The organism is Achromobacter sp. 1011811831, assembly GCF_059760905.1.
On the sequence record NZ_JCBANG010000080.1, the window covers coordinates 1 to 20657 of the forward strand.

Below are 20657 nucleotides of genomic sequence, written 5' to 3' on the forward strand. Positions count from 1 at the left end.
CGTGAGCGAGTCGAGCCGTAGCGCCATCATCCATCAATCCCTGAACGCGCCGGCTCCCGCAATATCCTTGGGCACCAGGCATCTGTGCTTCTTCGGGTTGCTCATATCGCAGACAAAGAACCACGCAGTCCAAGGTCCTTGAATCGCGTCCGCCGTCAGTTGGGACTTTTTCGCCGGTATGACGTCGCTGAGGCCATACCTGAGGGGATTCAGGCATTGGTTGATCGGCCCGGGCGCTTCAAGGCAGAACGTGACGGCCACGGGTTTCGCGCAATCGTTCTGGATCCGCTTGTACGCGTCCGACACGCCTTTTCCGCTTTGGACGATGCGCACGCATTTGCCCGAGATGTACGGCGCATGATCATTTTCCTGTGCCGGCGCCTGCGGCCGAGCACCGGCAGGCGCGGCGGTCGTTGATATCGGCGTCTTGCCGCGCGGCGATGCGGAATCGCTGGCCGAGGGCCATCCCGCGTCACGATGGCACTGATACACCTTCAGCCGTGGCGTGATGGTGTCAGCGAAGTTCGGCGGTTCCCTGTTGATGACCAGGTCGGCGCAGGCGCCACCTGAGTTCCCTTCGCACCCAAGCAATGCGCGTTGCCGCGGCGTGTCGGTCATGCCGTAGGCGGAGTAGATGCGCAGCCCGTTATTTTGAACGTTCGTGCTGGCTTCCCGCTGGAGCGCCACCAGATCCTGGAAGTACGCATCCAACTCTGCTTTCGGGAGCATTTTCTCGCGCAGGGCCGCGAACTTCAGCGTGATCGCCCCGTGAGAGGGGCTTGAAATCGTCGTTTCAACCGGACAGTTCGCGGAGGCCGTCGATCGCTCTTTCGAACTGGCGGCGGCAGGGGTTGATGCCGTCCGTGTGGCGCTGCCGGGCGCAGCGGCAGCTTTAGGGGGAACATTGCCGCTGCCTGGGCTGCTGGCTACCTTGCTTTCCGGCGAGGCTCCGGCGGGAGCCGCCTTGTTGCTGAGTTCTCCATCGACATAAAAGTACTCCTGGGCCTCCCCTTGGCGCTCCTGGGCCACGACCTTCCCTTGCCAGGCCCCATGCACTAGCACGCCTGTCGCCGTGGACATCACGTGTCCATTCAAGTACTTCGTAAGGGTCCCGGCGCCTTCGCCATATCCGTTCTTGCAAGCGCCGCTCCATCCATATGAATAGCCCGGACTGAGCTGGGTCGCCCGCTTGATCACGCGACAGCCGGCCGAGTCGGTATGCCAAATCCCTTCCGAATGGGCAGGCGATACCGAACACACGGCAAGAATCAGGATGGACAGGATAGTTCTGACGGTGCGCATCGATTTCCCCGAATCATGTTTTTCAGCGGCGCGCCATGCATCTGGCTTTTATTTATCGCACGACTATACGCCCGTCAGCGCCGCCCGGGTCAGTCCCGCACCAGATACGCCTCGCCGCCCGGTTTCAGATACGGCGTCAGCGCCTTGAACGGCACCTGGGCATGCGTGCCCAGGCACGCGCCCGAGGCATGCCCCACGCCCGACACCGACAGGCTCAAGGCGCCCGGCGCCTGCGCGCCCAGCGCCAGATAATCCGGCCACAGGTCCGCGCAATCCTCCTGATTCGGATGCTGGTCGGCCTTGCTGGCGTCCGGCCCCTGGTCCACCGCCTGCTTCACCAGCGTCAGCAGCGCCGCGCTCTTCTCGCCGCCGAACGTGCGCTTGCCGGGCACATAGGCGTCAAACACCCGGTTCCAGTCCAGATACTCGCCGCGCAGCAGGTCGAAGGTATAGACATCGAAATGGTTGTACGGATGCGCGCCGCCGCAATCCAGGCTGCCGGATTCCGTCACGGTCATCAGCGCGCGCGACAGCCAGGTCACTTTCACATCCTCTTCATCAAACCCGCCCAGCGTGCCCGCCATGGGATTGGTGCTGGTGTACGCGGTCGCCTTGCAGTCCAGCGCGCCCAGGCTCTTTTGCCAATGGCGCTGCTCCAGCAGGTAGTTGATGCGCTGCATGACCTGCGGGTCGGGATGGCGGGTCAGGCGGGGGTACGGGAATTTGGTGCGCGGGTCCTGCCACATCTGATAGGCGATGGTGGCGTTGCCGATTTCCTTGCCGACGGGCTTGGCGTGGCCGGTGAGTTTCAGTGTGTCGTAGGGGGCGCGGGCGGAGGTGATGCCGGCGTTCACGTCCACGTCGCCCAGGTTGATTTGGGTGGCGCGGGCTTGCTTGCGGTCTTGTTCTAGCTGGGCGGTGTCGTATTGGGCGACGCGCTTCAGGTCGAAATGGCGTTGCTTGCCGGTTTTGGCGTCGGTCCAGGTGCCTTTGTAGGACGTGGGGGTGAGGGTGCCTTGCCAGGTGGCGGCGGGGGTGGAGGTGGTGGGGGAGGGGGAGGGTTCGGTCAGGGAGGCGGCGGTGCCGGTCAGGGGGATGTCTGTGCCGTGGGCGGGGTAGAAGTAGCGGCCGGTTAGGGGGCTGTTGGATGGGGTTGGTTGATCGTCTAGTTCTAGGACGATGGTGCCGGCGCCTTGGAGGGGGCCGGTGTAGATGGTGCGGGGGGTGGCGGTGGTTGGCTCTACGAAGACGGACAGAGTGGCTAGTGTTGCGGCTACTAAATACGAACGTGGGTTGCAGGTAGATCGCCAGATCATTTAGGAAAATCCAAGAGTTAACGGGTATTAGCAAGGATATTGATTAGCTACGCGGCTTCAATTTTTCCAGTATGTGCGCTTCGTAAAATCTGTGAATATTAAGCTCCACTTTTCTGAGGGTTGGGTTTCAGCTTGACCTGACGGTAGATTGTATGTGCATAAATTAAACGATTAACTTGGTTTTCAATATTGTGTTCTGTGTGTGTTGGCTGTGTTGTGGGGGGGGGGCTTGCCAAATTTTATTTGCCATGAAAAACTATGAGGGGTTAAGAAATAAATTGAAACTAATTTCTAGCAGGTAATTGAAGATGGATTTCTCCGGATTTTCGCCTGATTCTTTTGAACAGCTTGTTAGGGTGATTGTATTAAAAATTATAGGAAATGGAATAAAGCCATTTGGCAACGGCCCTGATGGTGGGCGGGAGGCTACTTTTCAGGGTAAGGTCCCCTATCCATATCCTCCTCAGGAATGTTGGAATGGATATGGGGTTGTTCAGGCAAAATTCAAAGAACGACGGGAAGATACTCTAACTGAGCAGCGTTGGGTGCAGCGCCAGTTAAGGGCGGAACTCCAGCGCTGGGAGGGGAGTAAAAAGAGAAAAAAAAATCCGGAATATTATATTTTTTGTACGAATGTTGAGTTGACTTCAGTCGCTGGGACTGGTGGGCATGATGTTGTCGAGGGAATCTTCGAAGAGTATAAAGAAAAGCTGGGAATCAAGGTGTATGAGATCTGGGATGCGTCAAAAATCGCTACGCTAATAGATGGGAATGGTGAGATACGGCAAAGATTCTCAATTTTTTTTACACCCGGTGATTTGTTAATGAGGTATTCGGATACTATATCATTTGGTGTCAGTGATCCTCATTCCGTGCTGGCCATGCACTTGTGTAGATCGCTGTTGCTCGACGAGGATGCAAGAGTTAGTCAAGCGGGTGATAAGAGCGAAGAGCGAATATCGCTTGCTTCTGTTTTTCTTGATTTGCCAGTGGGGAGAGAGGCCGGTCAGGAATCAGATGACGATGATGATCTGGAAGATGAGAACACTCTCACTGCGTTGCGACAACTATTAAAAATATCTGCGACAAAGCTCGATCCAGAATCTCTAGAAGAACAAAGTTTGGACGCCTCTCTCAAGCAGAAATTGCCATTTGAAAGGCTATTTTCTCGATATGCGTTCCTAGGTGGGCCTGGTTCTGGAAAATCTACGATAGGCCAGTTTCTTTCCCAAGTGCATCGCGCAGCTATTTTGGATAGAACTCCGCGATATTTGCTGGAAGATAGCGTCAAAAATGCTATCGAGGAAATTAAAGAGACGTGCTCCAGAGAGGGGTTCTCGTGGCCAGCAACGCCTCGCTATCCATTTCGCATTGAGCTAAATGCTTTTGCGAGAGTGCTGGCCTCTACTGACTCAACTCCGACGATTAATACGCTGTCTGCGTATATAAGAGCTGACATATCTAGAGATGTTGATATCAAGCATGATTGTCTGCGAGTGTGGTTGCGTGACTTTCCCACGCTGCTTATTCTAGATGGGCTGGATGAGGTTCCGAGCTCTAGCAATCGGAGTGAAGTTGTCGCGGCTATACGAGGGTTTCTCTCCGAAGCTCGCCTGTTAAATGCTGACATTATGGTCGTTTCTACTTCGAGGAGAGATGGATATAACGGAGAATTCGATGAGGAAGGGGTGGAGCTCCTGCATTTATTGCAATTCTCGAGAGAGCGTGCGCTTTTGTGTGCTGATCGGTATATAGAGAGCAAGATTAGTAGGCGAGGGGGGCGGATGGCTGAGGATGCAAGGAGAATATTGAGTGAAGCAAGCAGAAATGATCTAATTGCAAAACTAATGTGCTCGCCGCTCCAGGTTTCTTTTATGGTGACGGTGGTTGCTGCTAGCGGAAAGCCTAGTGAGAGTCGATGGCAATTGTTCAATGATTACTACAAAACAATATACGAAAGAGAGCTTCAGAAGGCGGTTAGACCTTTTGATAGGGTTCTAAATGAACGGCGACAGGATATAGATTTACTCCACCACAAGGTGGGGTTTATTTTGCAGCGTAGGGGGGCTGTTTCAGGCGGGACTCAGGCTGAAATGCCAATGGAGGAATTTAAGCGTCTTGTGACGAATTGCCTGCTTGAAGATGGTCTGGAGGCGGATGAGCTTCAGGAGTATTGCGATCAAATAGTCGGCGCAGCTAGTGAGCGGCTGGTCTTTCTGACAAGCCGGAGTGTAGGAAGGCTTAGCTTTGAGGTTAGATCATTGCAGGAATACATGGCTGCCGCCTGCATTACGACAGGCAGTGAAGAATTGATTGAACGGAGGCTCGAACGTATTGCCCATAGCTCATACTGGAGAAATACGCTCTTGTTTTCCGTTGGACGTTTCTTCGTAGATACTTCTCTTCGGCCATTGCGACATTTGTCTAGTAGGCTTTGCGAATATTTAAATAGTTCAGATGATAATGTTGGCAATGCTTGCCTGGGTTCGCATCTTGCAGGTGAAATATTAATAAGTGGAATCATAGGAAATGTGCCTGCAATAAAGAGAAGTCTTGTGTCTATCGCTATGGGGTTGCTCCATTTGGAAGGAAAGTACTCTGCCGTTCCTATGGATCTGGTGGATGCATATGATGGATCGGTAACGAGAGAGTATCAAAAGCACATAGAGCTTTGGTTGGGTCAAGCTAGCCTTGAGCGATCATTATCGGCATGGAATTTTGTTGTACATCTTCAAACAAAAATTAGAGAGTCATGGTTGGAAGATGTTATTCGAGAGAACTGGCCGAAAAATGTGAAGGAGATGGGTAGGCTCTATGAGGAAGTGCTTTATGGATTCGATAGAACGGATGCGGATCAACCTATTTTTTATGGTTTTTTTCAAGATAGGTATATTGAGAATTTTTTCGCCCTTCCGATTCGCTCTGCTGCTTTTGATACTGCATGTTTGGAGGACGATTCGACTGCTCCGCAGTGGTTTGGTGCGCAGTCTGAGTACTTTAAAGATAGGGCGCGTGGTTTATCTGTAAGTAGAATCATTGATCAAGCAGGATCAATCGAGGTCGATCTACAGGGAGTTCTTTTGCCTCATCCTGAGATGGTAGATAGATTTAAGGGAATGGCTTGTCCTGATGGAAGTGAACTAGGTGATGAATGGGCCTGTTTTTTTGAATTTGAAAGTTTCTTCAAAAATCCTTCTGTTGAAACTCTGGCCGAGGCTCTGAAAGAGATCGAAAGAAAAGACTTGATTGGCGCTCTAAAAGAGATTGAAGGCTACCTACCTTGGGTCGTCAAGGTTGTCACGTCAAATTGTAGAGATATAGGCAGTTTTCAAGAGGCGATAAATAAACTTGAAAGTGGCAAGTTTGGAGACGAACCTGCTTGGCGCAAGGCAGAGGAGTCATGGTCTTGCGATGGCGTGGATGCAAAAGAGTTTTTTCTGACTGGTCCATTTGGAGGCGTTCCATTGTGGGAAGTATTTGCCTATGCTGAACCTCGCTTTGATGTCATGGGATCGGAAGAGATTCCAATAGATTCCATAATGATGGCAGTGGAAAAATCTCCATCTCAGGAGATTCGATCTTTTGCCGCTTCGATAGTTTCGTTCTGCTTCAATCGAAGAAAGTTGGATGCTGTGACCTGCGAATGGTTGCGTTCTTATTGTTTTCCAAATTTGCAGGCTCTTCGACTCGATTGGTTTGAGTTAAATAAGAATATTCTGGGTGAAAAATCGAGTGGCTGGATAGAAGCGCTAAATGCTCTTGGGTGCGAGAAAATTTATCTTCATACGAATGGGCATAAGGTAAATGAAGAATATGTAAGGTGGTTGTTGCATCAATACCAGATTGATACGGGGCGGATAGGGTTGCTGCGCCTTCTCGCAGTATGGGTCGGTGCGGCAAGAGAGGTTTTGGGATTCGTATTTAACGAAATTCAATATAAATCAGCGAGCAAGTTTCCTCACGAGTGCCTAAGTAAGCTCTTGATAGCAATGGCTCGCCCTGATTTCTCTGCTGATGACGCTAGATTTGTCGTTGAGAATTTTGAATATGCAGTTTCAGAAAATAGGTTGTACGCGATCCATTGTATTATAGATTCTCTGGGGATGACCGTTTATAGAGGAGGGTTGAGTCCTGAGTTTAGAGTCGTTTTTGATCATATGATGGGGAAAGTTTCGGAACTTGGGGCGCAAAATTTAGACAGATATCTTATGATTTTAAATTCTTTTCTACAGAATATAGGTTCTGAAATTTCTGAGCTAGAGTTGCGTGATTTTCAGTTGCCTGAGTTGGCTTGAAATTTGAATATATTCAATCAGGCGAAATATCGAATTGATATGGTAATTCCCCCGCAAAAGCGATGAGGTCAGAAGTAGAATTTTCTCGTTGAGGAGTTCTACCGCATGAAGAAGTCGAGATTTACGGATAGCCAGATCATTGAAGCCATCAAGCGCGTGGAGGCAGGTCTTGCCGTTCCAGAGCTGTGCCGAGAGTTGGGCATCAGCTCGGCTACGTTCTACAAGTGGCGTTCGAAGTATGGCGGCATGGACGTATCGCTGATGGCGCGCATGAAGGAGCTGGAGGCCGAGAACGCTCGGCTGCGCAAGATGTACGTCGAGGAGAAGCTCAAGGCCGAGATCGTGACGGAGGCGCTATAAAAAAAGTGGTGAGGCCATCTCGCCGCCGCGAGATGGCCCAACGTGCCGTGCAAGATCGCGGCGTATCTATCCGGATGGCCTGCGAGGCGTTCAGGGTCAGCCAGACTTGCTACCAGTACGTCGCCAAGACGGACGTTGAGAACAAGGATATCTCCAACTGGCTGCTGCGTTTGACCGACAACCACCGCAACTGGGGCTTTGGTCTGTGCTTCCTATATCTGCGCAATGTTCGAGGCTTTGGCTGGAACCATAAGCGTGTGTACTGGATCTATCGCGAACTCGAACTGAACCTGCGGATCAAGCCGCGCAAACGGCTGATTCGGCAAACGCCTGAGCCAGTGACCGTGCCGACCAACGTGAACCAGGTATTGTCGATGGACTTCATGCATGACCAGCTTGCCGATGGGCGCAGCATCCGCGTGTTCAACGTGATCGACGATTTCGACCGCGAGGCTCTGGGCATTGAGGTTGACTTCTCGCTGCCGTCCGAGCGCGTGATCCGCACGCTAAAGCAGATCATCGGCTGGCGGGGAAAGCCTTTAGCCATTCGGTGCGATACGGACCTGAATACTTGAGCGCGGCAATTGTCGAGTGGGCCGGGACATGGGGCATAAAGCTCGAATATATCCAGCCGGGCAAGCCACAACAGAACGCCTACGTCGAACGGTTCAACAGGACCGTGCGCTACGAATGGTTGTCCCAATACACTGGGACGATCTGGACCACGTACAGCGCGTCGCCACGCAGTGGATATGGTCCTACAATCACGAGCGCCCAAATATGGCTCTGGGTGGATTTACCCCAAAACAGCGGTTGGCCATGGCCGCGTAGCGTTCCTACTTCTGGCAATCGCTAAAAATGGGGGATTACCGACCACAAGGATGGCTGCGAACAAACGGAGTTCGACCTCGGGGTCCGCGACGAGTAGCACCAACGTTGTTGTTTCGTGTTCGCAGAAAGGCCAGCTCATGGCGGGCCTTTCTAACTCAAGCTCTTGTGTGGAATGACCCACTCACACGGTGTCAGTTACTGAAAAACGATCCCCATTAGATCTTCGAAGAAGCTGCTCACCTTCTTGGGGCCCAGTTTGTACTTCCCCGCGTGTCCACACTTGTTTCTCAGATTGAGGCATTCCTCTAGGATGCCTCGTTGATTCTTGTCAAAAACTCCCAATTCTTGCGCTGCAAGCAACAAGGTTGACTCCTTTACTAACACTAGATCATCCGCTTTAGTGATCGTTTTGGCTTTCGGGTCATGTTTCCTGACTGCGGCGTCAACGAGGCTCACACCGCATGCAAACGCGTCATCTCTAATTTTCTTTACAGCGGCAGACCAAATAAAAACGACTGTGGCTCGCAGGGCATTTACCTGGAGACACTTAAGCGCCTCTCGCAAATAGTCTACCGTGCCCTCGTCCGCGACTTTGTCCACCAACGCCTGAAGCGATGCGACATCGTTTTCCACTTCAATGTCATGCTCAGGCAACTCAAGCAGCTGCCGTACGCGCTCCTGTCCGGAATTCGTCAGTCTCCAAAGGATGCTTCTGCCTTGCTTCCCAGCTGCATCCACCATGGGCGCCGACTTGGAGAGCACATCGGCAATATTCATCGTGGCTGCTTTGGGGACACGCGCCTTCTTCAGGAGTGCCCGTACGGCTTCAATGGCTACCTCGTCAACACCGTCATAGCGCTGATGGAAGTACATGGCAGCAAGACAGAGGTCGCGATTGGATGAGCCCTTTAGGGGATGTAAGAACTCCACGAGTGTCATCTATCATTCCTCACTTGTGGGCGCCGAGCTTCCTTTCGTCACCTTGTAGGTTTCTTTGATGTGGAGCTCTCCACTGACCGTGAGCCTCCAATTCTTGCCGCTTTGGACGAACAGTGCTTTGCCGCCGTTCTTTGATCCCTTGAACGTCATGTCGGGCCGGCTTGGAATGGTCAGTCCCGAAGCATCTGCCAATTCTTTCAACTCCTTAATCGAGAAGGGTTGAGATCCGCGCTGCGAGAAAAGCCAGGCAACCAGTACGTTCAATGCGTCTGCGGGCTTCTTGGTGTCAAAAGACGCAATGAAGGAGCCTAGATCGCTCGTATCAACTGCATCCTCAACTACTGGCGCATCAACTTCTTTTGGAGCGGCAGCCAGTTTTGCCGGCGCCTGTTTCCCAATAAATTTGGACACCAGTAAGTCAAAAGTCTGGACTCGTACTGACTCGTCCATTTTTCCGACAACGTCATTGATTTTGAGCAGCAGTTCCGACGTCTTCTCGAAATCCCCTTCTTGAGACATTTCCATTCCCCATTCTGCGTTGGATGACGGTCGTCCACAGGCGACCCCCTGAAACCCCCCGATCCCAACTCGGGCGGCAACTGGCATGATTATCACAGTTTTTGCTGACGTCACAGAGGGGCGTGTTCAGGGGGTTACGCGCGCGCAAAGTCGTGACCGAATGCTCGCCGTAAATCCTCAAGATGAGCAGGTCACGGGAAAGTTCGAATATAAAGCGAAGGAGCGGTTCCTCGAGGGGCTCGAGGACTCGTGCTGCGTGGAGGGCGCCGCTCCCTCATGGGCATCGCCGCTGGCATCGCGAAGGCGAACGCCGAGCTGAGCTACCCCATGAACATCGTTGAGGGCGTGCGCATCGCGGCGGTCGGCGCGGCGCAGATTGCCGCCATTTCGCAGCAGCGCTTCTCGGGCGCGTACGACGACGGCAGGCGCATCCCGGCCGGACAGTTCGGCATCGTCGGCGGGCGTGGCATGGAGTTCGTCGGGGGACCGATACTGGCGACCAGCCTCCGCGACACGGCGAGGATGCTGCGCGACGCGACGGACGGCGGCGGGCGCGGCGGCGACGTGAACGTCTACATCGACGTGTCGGTGGATGCGCGCGGCAACGCGCAGGCGAGCACGCAGGTCACGGGCGATGGGGACGACCACATGCGCGCTAAGCAGTTTGCGCAGCTGGTGGACCTGCGCGTCCGCGACGTAATCCTGAAGGAGCAGCGCCAGGGCGGCCTGCTGAGTGGTAATCGATGAGCAGGAGCAAGCAGCCGTTGGCACCGCCGCCGTACCGCGCGAGCCTCGCACCCGGCTAGGCGATGACCCCCGTCGCCACCGAGAGCCAGGACAGGTGGTTCGCGAGACCAGTTAGCCCACTGGATACACTCGATGTGCGCTGGGCAACTATCGCGGGATCCCTTTGATGCCTGCTTCGGGTCGAAAACCATCTCTAGATCTGAATTGCTTCTGTAATTCAGTCCTAGATCCATCCCATAAGTTGAAATCCTTCAACAAAAGAAGCCCATTTCCCCATATATTCCCCCCGCTACCGCACCAACGGTAGCCCGGTCTGGAAGCCGGAAATCTCACCAAGTGAACCGCCGTCCCCAAGACGGATCCCCGGTATTCACACGCCCCAGCAAACCATCTTCCAAAAGAAGGCAAGCCCAAGGCGAGGCCAAGCCAGCCCCCGCTGGCCCGGTGATTCCCATCTTCCAACCTCGTCTTGCCCAGGGGCGTGAGAACCAACCCAATCTCACCCAAGGCTCCCATGACCCCGCACCCCCTAACCCAAAACCCCTGGTCCCTGGACACCGACCCCGAACACGGCCTGGTCGCGCTCTCCCATCTCCAACACCTGGACCGCACCCGCTACGCCATCGAAACCATCGCCCGCATGGTTGGCAACAGCGCCTCCGAACCCGACGCCACCGGCTCGCAACCTCTGGACGCCTGGACCGTAGCCACCCTGCTAGGCGGAGTCGAAAGCCTGTGCGACCACATCGGCACGCTGACCGAATCCATGCTGGAACAGGCCCGTGAATCCGGCCTGGCGCTGGCGCATTGCACCGAAACGCACGACGCGCCGCCGGTAATCCAATAAGTCCATAACCCAACAAACCAACTGGCCAATCAACCCACAGGCCTCAACAACCGCCTCCCATCAAGGCACCGCAGCACATCCCGGGTCGCCACCCCCAAGGCGGCCCGTTCCATTTCCGCGCCCACCCCCTAGCTTCAAAATTCCCCAACCAAACACGCGCCATTGCTCATTACACTGGCCGCTCCCCATCCCCGCCAAACCGCGCCCGGCCATGTCCCGGGCGACGCCACAGGAGACTCAGGTGCTTGGATCCCAGTTGATCATCCGTACGCTGCATCGCCAGGGCGTCAGGACCATCTTCAGCCTGTCCGGCAACCAGATCATGCCGCTGTACGACGCCTGTATCGACTCGGGCATCCGCATCGTCCATGTGCGGCACGAGGCGGCGGCGGTGTACATGGCGGATGCCTGGGCGCAGATGACCGGCGAGCTGGGCGTGGCGATGCTGACGGCGGGGCCGGGCCTGACCAATGGGCTGGCGCCGCTGTATTCGGCGTTGCAGGCGGAAAGCCCCGTGCTGCTGATCTCCGGCGATTCGTCCGTGGCGGAAGACGGCAAGGGCGCGTTCCAGGAGCTGGACCAGGTCGCAATCACTCGCGCGATGACGAAGCTGTCGCTGCGTCCGATGAGCGTGGGGGAACTGCATCCCGCGCTGGACCGCGCGGTCGGGCAGGCGCTGGCGCCCAGGCGCGGCCCGGTGCATCTGGCGCTGCCGTTCGATCTGTTGACGGCCGAGACCGGCTTGCAGGAACTGCCGCCAGCAGCGCCGCAGCCGATCGCGCCGTTCGCCACGGGCGCGCTGGACCGGCTGGCCGCGCTGCTGCACGCGGCGCAGCGTCCGCTGGTGCTGGCGGGCCCAAGTGCCGCGCGCTGGCATGCGCGCGCCGCTTGCCGGCAGCTGGAGGAGGCGCAAGACCTGCGCGTCATCCCCATGGAAAGCCCGCGCGGCCTGAAGGATCCTTCGCTGGGCGCACTGGCGGCGGTCATTCCCGACGCGGACTTGATCGTGCTGGCGGGCAAGTGCCTGGACTTCACCTTGGGCTTTGGCGGCGCGGCGGCGTTGGGCGGGCAGGCGCGGGTCGTGGTGATCGATCCGGATGCCGCGATGCTGGAACGCGCGCAGCGTTTGCTGGGCGAGCGGCTGGCGCTGGCGGTGCAGGGCGAGGCCATCGCGGCGCTGTCCGCCTTGCGGGCGGCACAGCCGTCGGCGGCGCGCGCGGCGTGGCGGGCGCGGGTGGATGAGGCGCTGCGCTATCGCGGCAAGCCGGAGCCTGCCGCGTCGGCGGGCGCGGCGCTGGGGCCGCGTGCCTTGTGCGAGACGGTGCAGGCGTTTCTGGCGTCCGCGCCGGATCCGGTGCTGGTCTGCGATGGCGGCGAGTTCGGGCAGTGGGCGCAGGCCTATTGCAGCGCGCCGGTACGCATCATCAACGGCATGTCGGGGGCCATCGGCGCGGGCCTGTGCTACGCCATCGCGGCCAAGATCGCGCGGCCCGGGGCGACGGTGCTGGTCCTGATGGGGGATGGCACGGCGGGTTTTCACCTGATGGAGCTGGACACGGCGGTGCGCGAGCGGGCGCCGTTCATCGCGGTGATCGGCAATGACCTGCGCTGGAACGCGGAGCATCTGATCCAGCTGCGCAGCTATGGCCCGCAACGGCTGATCGGCTGCGAGCTGTCGCCGACGGCCAGGTATGACGAGGTGGCGTCGGCCTTGGGCGGGGCGGGTTTCGCGGTGGATGACGCGCAGAGCCTGGGCGCGGCGCTGGCGCGGGCGGCGGACAGCGGCTTGCCGGCATGTATCAATGTCTCGATGGCGGGAGAGGCCGCGCCTGTGTTCAACGCGTCTGGTCCGTCCGCCGGCGGGCATTGAGCCGCAGTCCGTGACGTATGCCCGCATGGGGATGAACCCGCAGGCGTAAGCCGCAGGCATCACGCCGGCCGCAGTCCGGTCTCGTTTAGCAGTCCCATTGTTCAGCGCAGCGCCTGCGCACTTTCAGTCCCGCTTCACCACGCAGTCCCGCCGTCCCGTTGCCACGTCGTTTCATCGCGTAGTTCCGTTCCCCCGCTCGACAGGAGACATCCCATGATCAGCCTCTCCGGCCTTCGGCCGGCTGCCTTTGCTCGCGCCGCGATTTGTGTATGGGGCGCCTGTACCGGGCTGGCCGCCGCCCAGGCTTATCCCGCCAAGCCGATACAGCTCATCGTTCCTTTCAGCGCGGGCGGCGACGCCGACATGGCGGCGCGCAACCTGGCCGCCGCGGCGCAGGGGCTGCTGGGGCAGCCCGTGGTCGTGGTCAACAAGGCGGGCGCGAACGGCGCGATCGGCTCGGCCGCCGTGAAGCAGGCCGTGCCCGACGGCTACACGCTGCTGCTGGGACGGATCGGGTCGCAGGTGCTGCTGCCCGCCTTGCAGCCCAAGACCACGCCTTACACGGCAGGGGATTTCACGTACATCGGGTTACTGGAGCTGAACCCGGTGGTCTGCGTGGTGCATCCGGACAGCGGCTACAAGACGCTGGACGATCTGGCGAAGGCGGTGAAGGCCAAGCCCGGCAAGCTGAACTACAGCCACTCCGGCCCGGCCACGGTGCAGAACCTGGCGCCGCAGCTGCTGCTCAGCACGCTGGGCCTGAAGCCGGACGCGGTGGTCAGCGTGCCGTATAAGGGCGGCAACGAGGTGGCGCTGGCGGTGTTGAGCCGGGACGTGGATTTCGCGTGCAACAACCTCAGTTCCATGACGGGCCTGCTGACCGGCGGCAAGCTGCGCCCGCTGCTGACGACCACGCCCGAGCGGCTGGCGCAGTTTCCGGACATTCCCACCGCGCGCGAGCTGGGGCTGCCGCAGATGGAGGCGGTGATCGGCTGGAGCGGGCTGTTCGGGCCGCCGAAGATGGCGCCCGAGGCGGTGCAGCGATGGGCGGCGGCGCTCAAGCAGATCGCGCGGGATCCGAAGTGGATCGCGGGGAATGAGAATTTCGGCGGGATTCCGCATGTGCTGTCGCCGGAGGATACCGAGCGGTATGTGCGGGACGGAAGCGCGATCTATGCGGAGCTGGTGGCGAAGGCGGGGTTGCAGGTGAACTAGGATCCGGGCGCTGACAGACGTGGCTGGTTTTACGCGTCGCGCGCCGGGTTCGATCCATCTTCCAGCATGGCCGTAAGAGAATCCGCGATTTCAATTTCGCGGGATTCCGCCTGCCTGCCCGGCACGTACACGCCCAGGCCCGACAAGCGCTCCAGCTGCGCCGCCAGCCTCGCCGAAAAATCCGGCGCCCACAGCGCCGGCGCCATCGCGGCAATGAACAGTCCCGCCGCCGGCGAGTCGCTGCCTTGGTCGAACGGCGGGCAATCCAGTGACCAGTTCGCGCCGGTCATGCCCGCCGCCAGGACTTCCACCATCAAGGCGATGTTGGCGCCACGCTTGCCGCCGAAGGCAAGCAGCAGGCCGTCCAGCGCTGCGCGCGCATCGGTGGTGGCCTGGCCGGCGGCATCGATGGCCCAGCCTTCGGGAATGGACTCGCCATGCTCGGCAGCTTTGCGCAGGTTGACATAGGCGGTGGCGCTGGTCGCCTGGTCGATCACCAGCGGCATGCCGTGCTCGACCGGCGCCGCGAAGGAAAACGGATTGGTGCCATAGACCGGCACGCGGGCGTTACCCGCGGCGACCAGCGCGGGGCCGTTGGTCGCGGCCAGCGCCACCAGGCCGGCCTGGGCCAGCCGCCGCGTGTAGTAGCCCAGCTCGCCGGCGGTATAGCTGTTTGTCTGTGCGAAGACCGTGATGCCGAAGGTTTGGGCGCGGTGCAAGAGGGCGTCGAAAGCTAGGTCGAATCCCAGCTGGGCGATGCCCTGGCAGGCGTCGACGCGGATGGCGGCCGGCACGGGAAACGTGATCAGGGGGTGCGCGTTGCCGGCGATGCGCCCGTGGCGCAAGCCATCCAGGTAATCGAGCAAATGCGCGAAGCCCACGCCGGGACGGCGGTGGATTTCGGCGGCGACGGTGGCGTCGGCCAGGGACCGTGCCACGGCCTCGCTCGCACCGGCGTTGCCGATTGCTCGCCGCGCCAGGGCGCGTGCTTGTTCCGCGTCATATCGCAAGGCAGTTCTCCGTTTTTTTGCAGCATACCCCGGTATTCGGTTCGCTCAAGCGAGGGCGTGGGGGGAATGCAAGGGGAGCATCCTGGCGTCAGGGTGAAGGCGGTGCAAACGGGTCGGCAGGCACGCACCACGAGTCTTGCGGTGGCCGCAGCGGGCTGTGTGGTCGAAGTCCGTCGGTGCGCGCCATGGATTCGCCGACAAAAAAATTCGATCCCAGGGTGATACCTTTTCCTTTCTCGGCTGGCATAGCTACTATCCACCCCAGTTCGAGAGGCTCTACCCATGCGTTCCCCCTCCGCTCGGCGTCGCCGCGCGATCTCCCTGGCCGTGCTGGCCGGCTCCCTGGCGGCCGCCTCGGCGCAGGCCCAGAACCCGGCCCAAAGCCAAGCCCAATCCCAGGCGCCCCAATCCCCGGTCGGCCTCCACGTCCGCCAGGTCTATGACATCCCGCCCGGTCCGCTGGGCAAGACCGTCGCCAGCTTCGCGCTGGCCTCGGGCATTTCGCTGGCGTTCGAACCTTCCTGGACCGATGGCCTGCAAAGCCCCGGCGTGTCGGGCGAATTGAGCCGGGCCGAGGCGGCGCGGCGCTTGCTGGCGGGCAGCGGGCTTGAGATGGTGGCGCGGGTTGACGGCAGCTATACGCTGCGCAAGCTGGTGTCCGACGCGACGACGCTGCCGGCGATCACGGTGACGGGCGCGGCGGGGTATTCCGGCGCGAATCCTTATCTGGTCGGCAGCGCCACCACGGCGACCAAGACCGCGACGCCCTTGATGGAGACGACGCAGTCGATCTCGGTGGTGACGCAGGAGCGCATGGCCGTGCAAGGCGCGCAGACGGTGACGGACGCGCTCGGTTATACGGCGGGCGTGCATGCCAACGTGGCCGGCGACAACCCCACCGACAATACCCTGATGGTGCGTGGTTTCCAGCAGATCACCACCAATGCCTACACGGACGGCCTGCGCAACAGCAATACCGGGTATTTCGCGCCGGAGCCGTATGGCATGGACCGGATCGAGGTGCTGAAGGGACCGTCCTCGGTGATGTACGGCCAGGGTTCGCCGGGCGGGATCATCAATTTCGTGTCCAAGCGGCCGCTGTTCGAGTCGCATCGCGAGGTCGGGCTGTCCACCGGCAGCAATCGCCGCCTGCAGGGCTCGATGGATATCGGCGACGTGATCGGCGAGCAGGGCGAGTGGGCCTACCGGCTGGTGGCGCTGGGCCGCAACGCGGACAGCGCGATCGACGGCATTCCGGACGACCGGGTCTATGTGGCGCCCAGCCTGACCTGGGCGCCCAGCGCGCGCACGTCGGTGACGCTGCTGGCCTCGTACCAGAAGAACCGCAACCTGTTCACCAGCAACCTGCCGTATTCGGTGCTGGACGGCTCCAACCCGAACGGCAAGGTGCCGCGCCACCGTTCGCTGAACGAGCCGGGCTTCGACAAGGAGCAGGGCGAGATGAGCAATATCGGCTATGAGCTGAGTCATGCCTTCTCCGATGCCTGGACCTTCCAGCAGAATTTCCGCTACGGGCATTTCAAGGGCTATGAGGACCAGCTGTTCCGCAACAGCGGCGTGATCAACGGCACCGACATCGCGCGTTACTACCAGCTGCGCGAGTACGACAGCGATACGTATTCGGTGGATAACCGGCTGGCGGGCAAGTTCGCCACCGGCGCGCTGGACCATACGCTGCTGGCCGGCCTGGATTACCAATACAGCAAGCGCACGGCCTTCACGCAGACGGGCAATGCGCCGGCCATCAACATCTATCATCCGCGCCGCGTCAGCATCGATACCTCGCGCTATACCTCGCGCCTGAGCACGGACGAGAGCAGCCGCCAGCTGGGCCTGTACGTGCAGGACCAGATCAAGCTGGATCAATGGGTGGCCACGCTGGCCGGGCGTTATGACTGGGTCAACCAGCGCACGCGCAATCGCCTGCTGGGCACGCGCACGGACACGGCGGCCGAGGATTTCACGGGCCGGGCGGGGCTGGGCTATGCCTTCGAGAGCGGCTTCTTCCCCTATGTGAGCTATAGCGAGTCCTTCTCGCCGCTGGCGGGCACGGACGTTCGCGGCGCGCAGTTCAAGCCGGAGACGGCCAAGCAGTATGAGGTGGGCGTGAAGTACCAGGCGCCGGGCTCGGACAGCTATGTGACGTTGTCGGCGTTCGACCTGCGGCGCCAGAACGTGCTGACCACTAATCCGCAGAACACGTCCTTCAGCGTGCAGGAAGGCGAGGTGACGTCGCGCGGCATCGAGCTGGAAGGCGTGCTGCGGCCGGTGCGCGGGCTGAACGTGATCGCGTCCTATACCTATAACGACGTGGAAGTGAGCAAGGACAATCCCAACTTCATGGGCGTCAGCAACAAGGGCAAGGCGCCGGTGCGGGTGCCGCGCCATCTGCTGTCGCTGTGGGCCGACTACACCTTGCCCAGCGGCGCGCTGGAAGGGCTGACGCTGGGCGCGGGCGTGCGCTATACGGGCACGACCTTCGGCGATGCCCAGAACACCTTCAAGGTGCCGGCCTACACGCTGGTGGACGCGATGGTGGGCTATGACTTCGGTCGCGCGGATCCGTCCTTGAAGGGCTTGAGCGCGTCGGTGAACGTGCGCAACCTGACCGACAAGTACTACGTGGCGGGTTGCTTCCTGAACAGCGCCTGCCTGCTGGGCGCGGGCCGCAGCGTGACGGCGAATGTGACGTACAAGTGGTGAAGGCGCGGAGGGCGGCCGGGCTCCCGGCCGCCACTTCGTGTCAGAGCGGGCCCACGCTGACCCAGTATCCGCCCAGGCGCGTGGCGACCCGCAATGGATAGGTGGCGGCCAGCATGGCCAGCGAGCTGTCGGTGTCCGCCAGCGGGAAGGTGCCGGACACGCGCAGGCGGGCGACCGCCGGATCGCAGCGCGTGATGCCCCTGCGGTAGCGCGACAGTTCGGCGATCAGTTCGCCCAGGGGCATGCCGTCGGCCATCAGCATGCCGCGCGTCCAGGCGCTGGCGGCCGGATCGCGCGTGGCGGGACTGTCGATGCCGCGCCCCGAGAAGGCGGTCTGTTCGCCGGCCTGCACGACTTGCGAGTCATGTTCGGTGGTGACGCGCACGGCGCCTTCCTCGACCGCGAGGCGGCTGTGGCTGTCGCGCAGCGCGACGGTGAAGCGCGTGCCCAGCGCGCGCAGCCTGCCGTCGCGCGTATGGATCTCGAAGGGGCGCGGGTCGCTCGCCGTTGCGATATGGAGATTGCCGGCGCGCAGCACGACGATGCGCTGGGTCGCGTCGTAGCGCACGTCGACGGCGGCGCCGGTGTCCAGTGTCAGGCGCGTGCCGTCGTCCAGGCGGATCTCGCGGCGCTCGCCGGTGGCGCTGCGGTAGTCGGCGGTCCAGCCTTCGGACTCGGACCAGCGCCAGGCGCCCCAGGCCGCCGGCGCCACGGCCAGCAGCGCGGCAAGCTTGGCCAGCGCGGCGCGGCGCGCACGGGGGCGGTCCAGCGCGGGCATGGCCAGCACGGCGGGCACGCCACCCAGCGTGCCCAGCAGTTGCTCGGCGCGCTGCCAGGCCTGTTCATGGGCGGCGCTGCGTGCGCGCCAGGCCATCCAGGCCTGGCGGTCTTCGGCCGACACACTGCCGGCGTGCAGTGTCACCAGCCATTCGGCGGCTTCGTCGAGGATGTCGGGGGCGGCGCTCATGCGATGCTTGCGTGCATGCCGGGCGGTGCAGCGTGCCTGTGCATGCAGAACCGTCTTGCGTTGCTGTTTTGCATGGGTTCTGGCGCTATTCCATGCAGGCCAGGCATTGCCGGAAGGCGCGGGCCATGTAGCGCTTGACGGTGATGAGCGATACGCCGATCTGGCGGGCGATGGCCTCGTAGGTGAGGCCCTCGATCTGCGACAGCAGGAAGGCGCGCCGCACCGGCGCGGGCAGGGCGTCCAGCATGGCGTCGATCTCGTGCAAGGTCTGCAGGACCGCCAACTGGCGTTCGGGAGAAGGCGCCTGATCCTCGGGCAACTGCGCCAGCGCTTCCAGGTAGGCCTGTTCCAGCGCGCGGCGCTGATACCAGTTGACCAGGATGCCGCGCGCCACCGTGGTCAGGTAGGCGCGGGGCTCGTGCAGCACGGCGGGCAGGCGCGAATCGAGGATGCGGGCGAAGGTGTCATGCGCCAGGTCGGCGGCATCGCCGACGTTGCCCAGGCGCCGCCGCAGCCAGTGCTGCAGCCAGGCGTGGTGATCGCGGTACAGCGTGCCGACTTGCTGCCGCGAGTCGCAGTGCTCAGCCTCCATGGGCTTCTCCCGAGGGGCTGACTGTCGCAGCCTAAATGCAAATAAGAGTGTTTCGCATTTTAGGGGATTGCGGGAGAAGGGGCAATCGCCGCGCGCAGTCCTGTGGATCGTATGTTCACAGGGAATGACAGGTATTCAAGAGCGATCAGGTCCGGCGTCGCCGGTCGTGTTGCTTTCTGGCGCGGGTGTCGGCGAGCACATGGTGGGATGGGGCTGCTCCGGCTGCTTGGGCAAGCGTTGCGACAAAGGAGGGCTGCTGGTTCTGGCAATAGCCGATTTGGGCACGACGGATGCCGCGCCCGCTTGCAGCACGGCGCAAGTATCGGTGCTGCACCAGAGCTGATGGATGACGCCCTTGGCCGAATCGAAGCCGGCCAGATTGGGTATCGTGGGCAAATCGGCCAGCGGGATCTTCTGACAATGGTCCTGGGCGTCGCGCATGCCTATGGCTCGAAACGGTTCGACCAGCACGATAAGGCTGCAAGCGACCAGAAACGCGATAACGATGATCGAACCGGGAATCGCAAGAACATAGCTCACCGCGCCGCCCACGGTATAGCTGATCTGGCGCGGCAGGCTGAGGTCTTTGAAGGGGCGTTTCGAGGCGGCCGCATTGCTAGGCGCGGCGGCTTTCCCACGGCATCGCGCGATCACCAGCAGGACGATCAGCAGCAGGCAGGCGATCGTCACCGGCACGAGAAACGACCGGATCATGCCGAGAAACCAATCGCCGGAGGTCAGCAGGATATGGGCGGCGCCGTTTCCCCAGGCGCGATAGGCAAGCCACATCGCATCCGCCGTGGAGATGCTCATCTGGGTGTCGTCGATATGGAAATACGCCAGGTAGCCGGCCTGATAGGCCTTGCCCTGCAGATAGAACATCGCCGTCAGGAAGACGGTGAATGGAATGGGGATCAGGCGAAGCCAGCTTTTCTTTCCGGAGCTTTCCGCGTTCTTGTCGGTTGTTTCGTTTTGCATGTCTTGGGTTGGGCTTGAGTGTGTTTATGTCCCGGAGAGAGGGCGTGGCGCTGCCTGAACGCGCCTGCCTGATCAATCTTGCCCGCTTTTGCGTCGGTGGATGGGCTGGACGGCCATCCCGGCGCACGCGCGCGAGCGCAAAGCC

Annotated in this window: 17 protein-coding genes and 1 pseudogene; 10 read left to right on the top strand and 8 right to left on the bottom strand. The window is 60.1% G+C overall.

The features are described 5' to 3' along the window. Positions 1–33: 33 nt before the first annotated feature. Entirely contained in the window at positions 34–1302 is a 1269-nt protein-coding gene (locus AC6LJ9_RS23990; RefSeq protein WP_498149484.1) for a hypothetical protein, read from the bottom strand. An 89-nt stretch (positions 1303–1391) separates the two neighbouring features. Further along, complete coding sequence (locus AC6LJ9_RS23995; protein WP_498149485.1) at positions 1392–2618, bottom strand: hypothetical protein; 1227 nt, start codon at positions 2616–2618, stop codon at positions 1392–1394. 308 nt (positions 2619–2926) lie between these two features. Here AC6LJ9_RS23995 and AC6LJ9_RS24000 point away from each other — a divergent pair, with 308 nt between their 5' ends. From AC6LJ9_RS24000 to AC6LJ9_RS24020, 5 genes and pseudogenes are all read left to right on the top strand, one after another. After that, the gene (locus AC6LJ9_RS24000) at positions 2927–6913 is read left to right on the top strand and encodes an NACHT domain-containing protein (RefSeq protein ID WP_498149486.1); all 3987 of its coding nucleotides are present in this window, start codon (positions 2927–2929) and stop codon (positions 6911–6913) included. 105 nt (positions 6914–7018) lie between these two features. Further along, positions 7019–7273, top strand: coding sequence for a transposase (locus AC6LJ9_RS24005; RefSeq protein ID WP_392413952.1), 255 nt, complete (start codon positions 7019–7021; stop codon positions 7271–7273). Positions 7274–7305: 32 nt separating this feature from the next. Further along, positions 7306–7848: a DDE-type integrase/transposase/recombinase gene (locus AC6LJ9_RS24010; protein ID WP_498149487.1), complete on the top strand. Its 543-nt coding sequence runs from the start codon at positions 7306–7308 to the stop codon at positions 7846–7848. Next, positions 7824–7934 (top strand): annotated as a pseudogene (locus AC6LJ9_RS24015) (IS3 family transposase); the annotation flags it as partial. The gene AC6LJ9_RS24010 and the pseudogene AC6LJ9_RS24015, both read left to right, overlap by 25 nt. Further along, on the top strand, positions 7895–8104 hold the full coding sequence (locus tag AC6LJ9_RS24020) for an integrase core domain-containing protein (protein WP_498149507.1): 210 nt from the start codon (positions 7895–7897) through the stop codon (positions 8102–8104). The pseudogene AC6LJ9_RS24015 and the gene AC6LJ9_RS24020, both read left to right, overlap by 40 nt. Positions 8105–8299: 195 nt before the next feature. On the opposite strand, the gene AC6LJ9_RS24025 is transcribed toward AC6LJ9_RS24020, so the two are convergent. Both AC6LJ9_RS24025 and AC6LJ9_RS24030 read right to left on the bottom strand, forming a co-directional pair. Further along, complete coding sequence (locus AC6LJ9_RS24025; protein ID WP_498149488.1) at positions 8300–9043, bottom strand: hypothetical protein; 744 nt, start codon at positions 9041–9043, stop codon at positions 8300–8302. A gap of 3 nt (positions 9044–9046) precedes the next feature. Beyond that, positions 9047–9568: a hypothetical protein gene (locus AC6LJ9_RS24030; RefSeq protein ID WP_498149489.1), complete on the bottom strand. Its 522-nt coding sequence runs from the start codon at positions 9566–9568 to the stop codon at positions 9047–9049. A 270-nt stretch (positions 9569–9838) separates the two neighbouring features. Between AC6LJ9_RS24030 and AC6LJ9_RS24035 the strand changes: the two genes are divergently transcribed. From AC6LJ9_RS24035 to AC6LJ9_RS24050, 4 genes are all read left to right on the top strand, one after another. Next, positions 9839–10309 carry a hypothetical protein gene (locus tag AC6LJ9_RS24035; protein ID WP_498149490.1) on the top strand — a complete coding sequence of 157 codons (471 nt, stop codon included), beginning with the start codon at positions 9839–9841 and terminating at the stop codon, positions 10307–10309. Positions 10310–10823: 514 nt separating this feature from the next. Beyond that, positions 10824–11156, top strand: a complete 333-nt coding sequence (locus tag AC6LJ9_RS24040; protein ID WP_249204896.1) for a hypothetical protein — start codon at positions 10824–10826, stop codon at positions 11154–11156. A gap of 241 nt (positions 11157–11397) precedes the next feature. Beyond that, positions 11398–13026, top strand: a complete 1629-nt coding sequence (locus tag AC6LJ9_RS24045) for a thiamine pyrophosphate-binding protein (RefSeq protein WP_498149491.1) — start codon at positions 11398–11400, stop codon at positions 13024–13026. Positions 13027–13239: 213 nt separating this feature from the next. After that, positions 13240–14241: a Bug family tripartite tricarboxylate transporter substrate binding protein gene (locus tag AC6LJ9_RS24050; protein WP_498149492.1), complete on the top strand. Its 1002-nt coding sequence runs from the start codon at positions 13240–13242 to the stop codon at positions 14239–14241. A gap of 29 nt (positions 14242–14270) precedes the next feature. Here the strand turns inward: AC6LJ9_RS24050 and AC6LJ9_RS24055 are convergent, their stop codons facing one another. Then, the gene (locus AC6LJ9_RS24055; RefSeq protein ID WP_498149493.1) at positions 14271–15251 is read right to left on the bottom strand and encodes an Ldh family oxidoreductase; all 981 of its coding nucleotides are present in this window, start codon (positions 15249–15251) and stop codon (positions 14271–14273) included. Between the two features lie 282 nt (positions 15252–15533). On the opposite strand from AC6LJ9_RS24055, the gene AC6LJ9_RS24060 reads away from it, so the two are divergent. Then, on the top strand, positions 15534–17975 hold the full coding sequence (locus tag AC6LJ9_RS24060; protein WP_498149494.1) for a TonB-dependent siderophore receptor: 2442 nt from the start codon (positions 15534–15536) through the stop codon (positions 17973–17975). A gap of 40 nt (positions 17976–18015) precedes the next feature. Here the strand turns inward: AC6LJ9_RS24060 and AC6LJ9_RS24065 are convergent, their stop codons facing one another. The 3 genes from AC6LJ9_RS24065 to AC6LJ9_RS24075 all read right to left on the bottom strand — a co-directional run bounded on the left by AC6LJ9_RS24065 (position 18016) and on the right by AC6LJ9_RS24075 (position 20512). Further along, the gene (locus tag AC6LJ9_RS24065; RefSeq protein ID WP_498149495.1) at positions 18016–18942 is read right to left on the bottom strand and encodes a FecR domain-containing protein; all 927 of its coding nucleotides are present in this window, start codon (positions 18940–18942) and stop codon (positions 18016–18018) included. Between the two features lie 85 nt (positions 18943–19027). Further along, the gene (locus tag AC6LJ9_RS24070; protein WP_498149496.1) at positions 19028–19534 is read right to left on the bottom strand and encodes a sigma-70 family RNA polymerase sigma factor; all 507 of its coding nucleotides are present in this window, start codon (positions 19532–19534) and stop codon (positions 19028–19030) included. A gap of 135 nt (positions 19535–19669) precedes the next feature. Then, positions 19670–20512 (bottom strand): hypothetical protein, encoded by an 843-nt coding sequence (locus AC6LJ9_RS24075; RefSeq protein ID WP_498149497.1) that lies wholly within the window; start codon positions 20510–20512, stop codon positions 19670–19672. Positions 20513–20657: the final 145 nt, after the last annotated feature.

What these genes read in the sequence shown, in the direction of transcription:
- AC6LJ9_RS23990 (WP_498149484.1), bottom strand. Translation starts at nt 1,302, where the DNA reads ATGCGCACCGTCAGAACTATCCTGTCCATCCTGATTCTTGCCGTGTGT.
- AC6LJ9_RS23995 (WP_498149485.1), bottom strand. Translation starts at nt 2,618, where the DNA reads ATGATCTGGCGATCTACCTGCAACCCACGTTCGTATTTAGTAGCCGCA.
- AC6LJ9_RS24000 (WP_498149486.1), top strand. Translation starts at nt 2,927, where the DNA reads ATGGATTTCTCCGGATTTTCGCCTGATTCTTTTGAACAGCTTGTTAGG.
- AC6LJ9_RS24005 (WP_392413952.1), top strand. Translation starts at nt 7,019, where the DNA reads ATGAAGAAGTCGAGATTTACGGATAGCCAGATCATTGAAGCCATCAAG.
- AC6LJ9_RS24010 (WP_498149487.1), top strand. Translation starts at nt 7,306, where the DNA reads ATGGCCCAACGTGCCGTGCAAGATCGCGGCGTATCTATCCGGATGGCC.
- AC6LJ9_RS24025 (WP_498149488.1), bottom strand. Translation starts at nt 9,043, where the DNA reads ATGACACTCGTGGAGTTCTTACATCCCCTAAAGGGCTCATCCAATCGC.
- AC6LJ9_RS24030 (WP_498149489.1), bottom strand. Translation starts at nt 9,568, where the DNA reads ATGGAAATGTCTCAAGAAGGGGATTTCGAGAAGACGTCGGAACTGCTG.
- AC6LJ9_RS24035 (WP_498149490.1), top strand. Translation starts at nt 9,839, where the DNA reads ATGGGCATCGCCGCTGGCATCGCGAAGGCGAACGCCGAGCTGAGCTAC.
- AC6LJ9_RS24040 (WP_249204896.1), top strand. Translation starts at nt 10,824, where the DNA reads ATGACCCCGCACCCCCTAACCCAAAACCCCTGGTCCCTGGACACCGAC.
- AC6LJ9_RS24050 (WP_498149492.1), top strand. Translation starts at nt 13,240, where the DNA reads ATGATCAGCCTCTCCGGCCTTCGGCCGGCTGCCTTTGCTCGCGCCGCG.
- AC6LJ9_RS24060 (WP_498149494.1), top strand. Translation starts at nt 15,534, where the DNA reads ATGCGTTCCCCCTCCGCTCGGCGTCGCCGCGCGATCTCCCTGGCCGTG.
- AC6LJ9_RS24065 (WP_498149495.1), bottom strand. Translation starts at nt 18,942, where the DNA reads ATGAGCGCCGCCCCCGACATCCTCGACGAAGCCGCCGAATGGCTGGTG.
- AC6LJ9_RS24070 (WP_498149496.1), bottom strand. Translation starts at nt 19,534, where the DNA reads ATGGAGGCTGAGCACTGCGACTCGCGGCAGCAAGTCGGCACGCTGTAC.
- AC6LJ9_RS24075 (WP_498149497.1), bottom strand. Translation starts at nt 20,512, where the DNA reads ATGCAAAACGAAACAACCGACAAGAACGCGGAAAGCTCCGGAAAGAAA.